Source organism: Edwardsiella piscicida (genome assembly GCF_001896205.1).
Taxonomy (GTDB): domain Bacteria; phylum Pseudomonadota; class Gammaproteobacteria; order Enterobacterales; family Enterobacteriaceae; genus Edwardsiella; species Edwardsiella piscicida.
In genome coordinates this window covers 958,399-965,456 of the sequence record NZ_MPNU01000001.1, presented here as the reverse complement: position 1 = coordinate 965,456, position 7,058 = coordinate 958,399, and the positions used below count along the sequence as shown (strand labels likewise).

Genomic DNA, 7,058 nt, shown 5'->3' with positions numbered 1-7,058 from the left:
AGTTGGCTGGTGACGCTTTTCACCACCGGCGGCCCGGTGCAAGTCGTTTAAGCAGAAACGTCCATCAACATCCTGACGAACGCAGATACCATCAATCGAGATCAATTGATTCATCACTACCTCCACACAGTTGGTTGTCCCCACATACCCCGGCATGGCTATGTGGTCTATCTATTCTACTGGATATTAAAACAGCCCGCATGAAAATCTTTTTGTTATATAAGGCATTACAAATAAAATGAAAAATCATGATTGGCATAATTGGCACACTACTTGCTCGAAAGCTTCTTAGGTAACGATAAGATTTGCTGTACCGTGATCTCTACACAGCCGCCTTTCACCACCTCGCCGAACTCCGCCGTCAGGCGCTTGATCTGACTATCGTCATGCCAGATACCGATCTTCGTCATGGAGTCCAGTGGCGCCTTGAAGAAGTTATCCAGATCACGGCGAGCGCGGGTCGGCGGGTACAAGACGACATGCACAGACAGATCGCCGGCCATCGGCGTCGGATAGCGGCGCAGCTGCTCCAGAACGCGGGCCTGGCATTCGATGTGGAATGCACGCCCTCTGGCGCTCACTAGGTGACGGCCAGCAAGCGGCCCCCGCGAGGGGGCGCGCCAGTAAGTGTTAACGCTAGGTGGGAATGGGAGGTACAGCCTCACGCCGCACTCCTTACTGGACGGCCTATAGCCTCCAGCATCGATTTCGAGACCGTAGTGATACGATGATGTGGCGTGGTGAACGGACGCCAAATCAGGAGCATTGACCCCTTGCTATTCCCCTTCTGCTCCGCTCCCGTCACAGCGTGGACAAAGTTGACACGGCCACCGGTGATCACCCTCACCTCATCGACTGTTTTCAGCGCTTCGCTGAACCAGCCCACGCTCATATCCTCCGGGACTAGCATCACTACCGTCTGGATCTGCCGCGCGCTCTGCTCTGCCGCTTTAGCGACCCAAGGCCCGATCTTGCTGTACGGCGGGTTACACCAGACAGCTCCAGCGCTATCCCACTCACACCCCAGGGCGTTGTCTGCCTCGGTCAGATATTTAACGCACAGGGCGTTGCTCTCTGACGCCGCTGCATCCAGCCAGAAGCCGAACTCGAGATCTAACGCATCGAATAACCATAGCGGGGTCTGCCAACAGTCCTTGGCCTCTGCCGGGGTATTGGATTTAATGCTCACAGCACGCCCCCTACGCAGTTGTCATAGTCCATACGCGGATCCCCGCTGGTACGCTGCATACAACGCACATGGCGTGATAGCTCGTTACGACGCTCCACAACCCCGCCAATCTGTGACGCACTGGCGCACATGGCCGCCGCGGTCAGCTCAGTGATCGCCCTACGGTAAAACCCACGCGATGCCAACGCCTCCGCACGCTCGCAGTGTGCTGCATCTATAGCCGAGTTTTTTATGCTCATACGGCCCCCTTGCCTGTATTCCCGCGCACCTGCTGACGGATACTGGCCAGCGCTGCCAGCCCGATTGATTTGTAATGCTCCGGGTTCCCGACTAGCTCTGCGGCTGTTTTGGGCCGACGATTATCGGCAATACGGGCTACCGGGCTCGGAATGGGTTTGCCTTTCGCGACATCACGCGCCCAGGCGGCGAGCTTAGACTTGATGGACTTCATCACCTCACCATCGGTGTAGTTGTACTGCTGCATCAGGCGACGCACATCCAACACGATCCAGTACATAACCGGATGCGGCCAGGGGTATGTCTCCGGGGACTGATAGCGACCGCGTTCTGCGGCATACCGCTTGAACTCATCAAAGATATCCGCCGCCGCCGGCAACCCAACTACCGAAACCATCCCATCACGGCACCAGGCGATAAACTTGCCGCAGCTCGGCCAGAAGTCAGTCTCCTGCTGGCGCGCGATACGCATACCGGCGCGGACCTGCTCGACTGTCGTGATCCCGTTCTCGGCAAACGCCAAGATCCACTGGCGCTTAGTCGCCGCTTCGGCGGATGGGTCAGCCATCACCGTATGCCTAGCTGCCGGGAAGATCTGAACGAGGTTGTCGAACAACACATCAACCAGGTTCTGTGCGTCAGCGTTTACCACTCGCCGCTGGCTAACATCACCACTGGCCATAGTCGCCAGCGCGCTACCATCACGATTTTTGATTGCCATGGCTAAATCTTTCACAGCGTACTCCCCCAGCCCTCAGGGCTATTCCAGTGTGGTCCAGTAGACGCGCCGAACGGCGATGCACTCCCGCGATTCCAGGAGTTACCGCACCGCGACGGTCGGCCAGCATTGGCCCAGTTAGTCGCCTTCACAACGCGCTCATCGAATTTTGATGCTCGGAAAATCGTGGTCGGGCAGAGGTACTCGCGCATTTCAGGATCTGCTCCCCACATCTCGGACAGGTAGTCCATGACCAGTAGGCAGTCTTCAACTGTGAACCCCTCACGTAGGCGGGCGGCAACTTGCTTAGCAGCGCTGGTCCCTTTGCGAAAACCCAGTGGCTTTGGTTTGCCCAGCTTGTCGGCCAGGATGACGATGTTTTGGTTCAGGTGGTCAATCAGGATTGATACCTGTTCGGCCATCCCCTCCCCCTTGGGGGCTAGGGGGGTAGATCTTTTATCTTTTAGGTTCCTGATAGATTCCGGATCCCGTTTTTGGGGGTCTTTCCCTCCAAAATTGGGGGTCTTTCCCTCGCTAACACTACCGTTTTCGGGTTCCTTTCCATCTTGAACACACCCGTTTTCGGTAACGTTACCGTTTTTGGGTGTCTTTGCTTTTTTAACAGTACCGTTTTTGGGTGCCTTTAAAGACTCCCGTTTTTGGGTGTGTTTAGAATCCCCATAGCTCTCAGACACTCCTACCAGGCGATAGACGATAACCTGCCGGGTGGCGCCACGGCGTTCTCCGGTATCCTCAATCAGCCCTAACTCGACTAGGTGCTTCAGGCTCGATTGCACGGTCTTTACGTTCAGCTCGGTGGCATCAGCCAAGGCAGCAATAGACGGATACGCACAAAGATCCGCACCGCACATGTCAGCCAGCCAGGTTAGAACAGCCTTGGATGATGAGCGTCCCGTCTTGATGGGTTTAGCCCACCGCATCGCATCAATGCTCACGCTAACCTCCGAAAACGGGCGTTAAATACGATCAGGGCCGCGTTAATCGTCCAGCCATAGTCGGGTTCTAACTGATGGGTGACCAGTTGTCTTTCTGTGCATGTCGAAACTACACGCACGCCATTGCCATAGCGATCTATGTACAGATGGCCAACCCTCGGAAACTTAGCCATGCGCCCTCCCGGATCCGTAAAACTCACCCCACGCCGCATCAACCGCTGCACGACCGACTACTAAACCCCGGCGAGGTTGGTTGTTGCCTGACCGATTAGACGCCGCTACGATTTGCTCATAGCTCAGGCGGCCACCGACAATCCGGCACCGAAATTGCGTTGATGGACGATTTGGGTTTAAAATGTTCATGCGTTTAATCTCCACACAGAGTTTTATGCGCAGGCGCACTGGGACGGCATTCCCGGTGCGCCACCCATACCGCTGAGTCATCAGCAATAGCGGCGCCATTCAGAGCCATGAACGCAAAGAAGCCATACGCGTGATGGCGCATCTTCTTCCAAAACAACGTCGTCAACTCCCGCTTCTCATCACTACAGATCACCCCATCAGCAACAGCCTCAACTTTTGCTTTGGCCAGTTCGCCATCGGCGACCTGCTCCCGCATGGAATGCTCGTAAAGCTCAACGTTGTCGATCTGCTCCAATGCAGGGATATCAACCAGCAGCTTTCCCCGGCGCGCGGCGTGGTACTCGGCCAGCAGTGACGTCCCGGATAAATCCTCCATCTTCTCCAGCTCAACGAGCGTGAAGAACCGGCTGGCGCACTTCTGATCCAGGTGATTGCGGAACGCGTCATAGGTCATACCCAGCTGCTCGGACATCGCCTTTTGGCCACCAGGAAATGCCTTGCACATCTCTTTGATCGTTGTCTTGATGTCTACCATCTCTTCTTCCTCTTGGTTGTTTCGAGTTAATGTTTTTATGACTACTCTTAACCTTGAAGATCAGGGTTTGCAGCGCTCAACAACCAGTCAGAAGTAAAGACGCCATTAGATGCTGATGATAGTTTCTTGGCGTAACTTGTTTTCCCTGTGTACTCCGTGCGAGGTAAGGTTCCTCGCACAGTCCACTTATGAACAGCAACGACAGACAAACCACAGATTTTTGCAGCTGCGGTTTGCCCGCCAACCGCATCGACAGCAACTTTAATCGGATTCATACAACCACCTTAACAAAATTAACTTTGAGTTAAGATTATATATTAACTGACAGTTGTGTCAAACCTGACGATAATTAACACATGGTTAAAAAAGACGATATGAAAAAAGCGTTCAGCGATAGATTAAACGCTGCCTGTGTTGATGCGGGCGTGGCGGGTAGAGGCCTGGCTGGAAGAATAAAAGAATGCCTAAAGAAACAAGGCATTAGTGTGACGGAAGCGGCCATATGGAAATGGCTAAATGCTGCCGCCATACCTGAAAAGACAAACATAATAGCCATCAGTAAATGGCTAAATGTCCGCCCAGAATGGCTTGAATACGGCGGCAGTAATGCTCAGGTAGACAATAGCAACAACCAGCAGTCATCGATCCCCCCACTGCGTGAGTGGGGAGACGTTGAGGCATGGGATAGCACTACCCCGCTAATGGATGATGAAGTCGAGATACCATTTTACAAAAGCATCGAACTGGCCGCGGGCCATGGATGCTCTACAAATATGGACTATAACGGATATAAGTTACGATTTTCTAAGGCAACGTTACGCAAGGCGGGAGCACAACCAGAATGTGTGTTCGCGTTTTCCGTTCATGGAAACAGCATGGACCCCGTTATCCCTAACGGAAGCACTGTTACAGTTGATACGGCGAATAAGCGCATTGTTGACGGCGGGATTTACGCGATAGAGCAAGACGAACTGTTCAGGGTAAAGCTGCTGTATAGACAGCCTGGTCATAATGTAATACTTAGAAGTTACAATAGGATAGACTATCAAGACGAGGAAGTAAGCGTTGATAGCGTCAAAATAATTGGGCGAGTCATTCACTATTCTGTAATGCTTTTGTAGCCATCCCCCCAACCATAAAAACCGGCCGTGAGCCGGTTTTTTTATACCTAAAAAACAGGCAATTAGATAAAACACCCCAAAAATTAACCACTGGTTATTGACTAATAACAACCAAGAGTTAATAATCAAACCCATAGAAAGTTGCATGTGTGGAGACAGCGCCGAACCGGCGGCACCGTAGGGAAACCGAGCGCGGATATCCGGTATGCCATTGCCTTGTATCAGTTGGCGGCCCCTGCAGCATCAACACCAGGGCGCTTCTCGGGTCGCCGCCCTTTTTACAGCAGCATGAGTATTTGGCCTTCAGGGGCGTTGGCTGAGTGCTCATCCTGCTGTACTACGGGAAACCAACGGCCAGCTGGCGGTGCCGTTATAACACCAGCAGTGATCGATGTGACTTCCAACACAGGCGATCACCGGAGCCACACGATACGTGGCACACAACGATGAGAGTACTGACGAGCAAGGCATAAGTGCTGGTTCAATTCCAGACACTCCCATTAAGTTGGGAGGGTTGGGCAGGGAAAAGGTCCGTTCAATTCGGACACCGGCAGTGCTCTCTTCATTGTGGTGAATGCGCAGGCTGATGCGCTCCAGTTTCTGCCGTAACTCGCTGTATGCAGGTGAGACCGTGATGATGCAGAAGAAACGTGGCTGAACACACTGTATCGGGCGACTAATACCGCCAATGCCGGGATCAGCTCCGGCCACCACAACGAACGAATGAGGGGGTCATATGTGAAAGTAAAACGGATAGACCGCAGCAGCCGAAAGGTGGCAATGGCAGGGTAGTAACCTGCTCCCGAGTCTCCGCGTAGAGAGCCAGCTTTGCATCTGGTGAGGGTTAGATGAGAAAAGAAGCACCGGTGTCGACGCGTGACAGCCAATTGCGCACTGGTTAGATCCAACGGGGAGCAGAGACGAACCGGGATGACTACTCAAGGGCATGAGCGCGGCCACTGCGTAAAGTGGCACACACAGAGAAGGGTTCTGGCTAACCTTAACTTAATGTGAAGTGAGTTATTCAGTCTATCCGGCTAGAGCTCTTCTCTGTGTGAATCCCTTATATGCCAATCGTGTTGATTATCCGTAATCAGCGCCGGGAACACTCGTACTTAAAAATGTGTGGAGATAACGATGAAACTTGCTCAAATCAAAAATGCCATCGCCTATAAGGCGACGCTCCCTAACACTGAGAACCTGCTGACTCACATGCAGGAGCAGCTGTTCACCGATGTTATAGAAACGGCGTTCCATGGATATGGCTTCGTGGCCAGTGATATTACCGGTGAGATGATCACCCCGATTACTGGCGGGTTCTCTTTCACTATTCGCTACGATGAAAAAGTAATCCCGGCGAAAGCGATCGTCGCCAAACTCAGCGAACGCATTGCGGAGCTACAGGCAAAGAATTTGCTGGGTGAGAAAATTAGCCGTCCGGTGAAAAACGAACTCAAGCAAGCGGTCTTAGCCGAAATGTGCAAGACGGCATTTGTAAAAACAACGCTTCTTACCTGCTACTACAACGAGGAAAACCACCTTCTGTTTGTAGATACGCCAAGCGCGAATATGGCCAACATGTGCATGCACCTATTGGTAAAGGTCACTGGTTCCGTTAAAACCGAGACCATCAACGTCAGCGACCCTAAGCATGGCCTGACTACTCGCCTGAAAAATTATCTGCAAAATGACATGCAGCCGTTTGACGGGTTCACTATCGGCAACATGGTGCAGCTCGGGCGCATGGATGGACAGAAAGAGGTGATCACATACTCTGAGACTGAGCTCTTCTCAATCTCTGATGAGATCCTGAGTAAGTTATCTGTATGCTTCACCGTCGAAAAACTTCGCCTGGTATTCAATGGCGACATAACGTTCGTACTCACTAATAAATTTCACTTTAAGCAGATTAACCTCCTGTCAGATCCAGCCTATGAGG

At 52.6% G+C, this 7,058-nt stretch carries 9 protein-coding genes and 3 pseudogenes; 2 read left to right on the top strand and 10 right to left on the bottom strand.

The features are described from left to right. From BRD58_RS18185 to BRD58_RS04290, 10 genes and pseudogenes are all read right to left on the bottom strand, one after another. Nucleotides 1-114, bottom strand: a pseudogene (locus BRD58_RS18185) (KilA-N domain-containing protein); the annotation flags it as partial. 155 nt (nt 115-269) lie between these two features. Beyond that, on the bottom strand, nt 270-665 hold the full coding sequence (locus tag BRD58_RS04325; protein WP_073381676.1) for a RusA family crossover junction endodeoxyribonuclease: 396 nt from the start codon (nt 663-665) through the stop codon (nt 270-272). Then, complete coding sequence (locus BRD58_RS04320) at nt 662-1,189, bottom strand: phage N-6-adenine-methyltransferase (RefSeq protein ID WP_073381673.1); 528 nt, start codon at nt 1,187-1,189, stop codon at nt 662-664. Before BRD58_RS04320 ends, BRD58_RS04325 begins: the two co-directional genes overlap by 4 nt. Next, nucleotides 1,186-1,428 (bottom strand): GNAT family acetyltransferase, encoded by a 243-nt coding sequence (locus tag BRD58_RS04315; RefSeq protein WP_073381671.1) that lies wholly within the window; start codon nt 1,426-1,428, stop codon nt 1,186-1,188. The genes BRD58_RS04320 and BRD58_RS04315 overlap by 4 nt, the downstream gene beginning before the upstream one ends. Further along, a complete protein-coding gene (locus BRD58_RS04310) occupies nt 1,425-2,162 on the bottom strand; it encodes a replication protein P (protein ID WP_073381669.1) in 738 nt (245 codons plus the stop codon). Before BRD58_RS04310 ends, BRD58_RS04315 begins: the two co-directional genes overlap by 4 nt. Next, nucleotides 2,159-2,464: pseudogene (locus BRD58_RS18370) on the bottom strand (conserved phage C-terminal domain-containing protein); the annotation flags it as partial. The pseudogene BRD58_RS18370 and the gene BRD58_RS04310, both read right to left, overlap by 4 nt. Nucleotides 2,465-2,622: 158 nt before the next feature. Beyond that, a pseudogene (locus tag BRD58_RS18365) lies at nt 2,623-3,100 on the bottom strand (helix-turn-helix domain-containing protein); the annotation flags it as partial. Continuing rightward, nucleotides 3,097-3,273, bottom strand: a complete 177-nt coding sequence (locus BRD58_RS04300; RefSeq protein WP_073381666.1) for a DUF4222 domain-containing protein — start codon at nt 3,271-3,273, stop codon at nt 3,097-3,099. The pseudogene BRD58_RS18365 and the gene BRD58_RS04300, both read right to left, overlap by 4 nt. A gap of 194 nt (nt 3,274-3,467) precedes the next feature. Next, complete coding sequence (locus tag BRD58_RS04295; protein WP_073381664.1) at nt 3,468-3,998, bottom strand: YmfL family putative regulatory protein; 531 nt, start codon at nt 3,996-3,998, stop codon at nt 3,468-3,470. Between the two features lie 47 nt (nt 3,999-4,045). Next, nucleotides 4,046-4,273 (bottom strand): helix-turn-helix domain-containing protein, encoded by a 228-nt coding sequence (locus BRD58_RS04290; RefSeq protein WP_072034943.1) that lies wholly within the window; start codon nt 4,271-4,273, stop codon nt 4,046-4,048. 81 nt (nt 4,274-4,354) lie between these two features. On the opposite strand from BRD58_RS04290, the gene BRD58_RS04285 reads away from it, so the two are divergent. Beyond that, complete coding sequence (locus BRD58_RS04285; protein ID WP_073381661.1) at nt 4,355-5,119, top strand: LexA family transcriptional regulator; 765 nt, start codon at nt 4,355-4,357, stop codon at nt 5,117-5,119. 1,137 nt (nt 5,120-6,256) lie between these two features. After that, nucleotides 6,257-7,058, top strand: an 802-nt coding sequence (gene rdgC / locus BRD58_RS04275; RefSeq protein ID WP_073381658.1) for a recombination-associated protein RdgC, incomplete at its 3' end; no start/stop codon positions are given.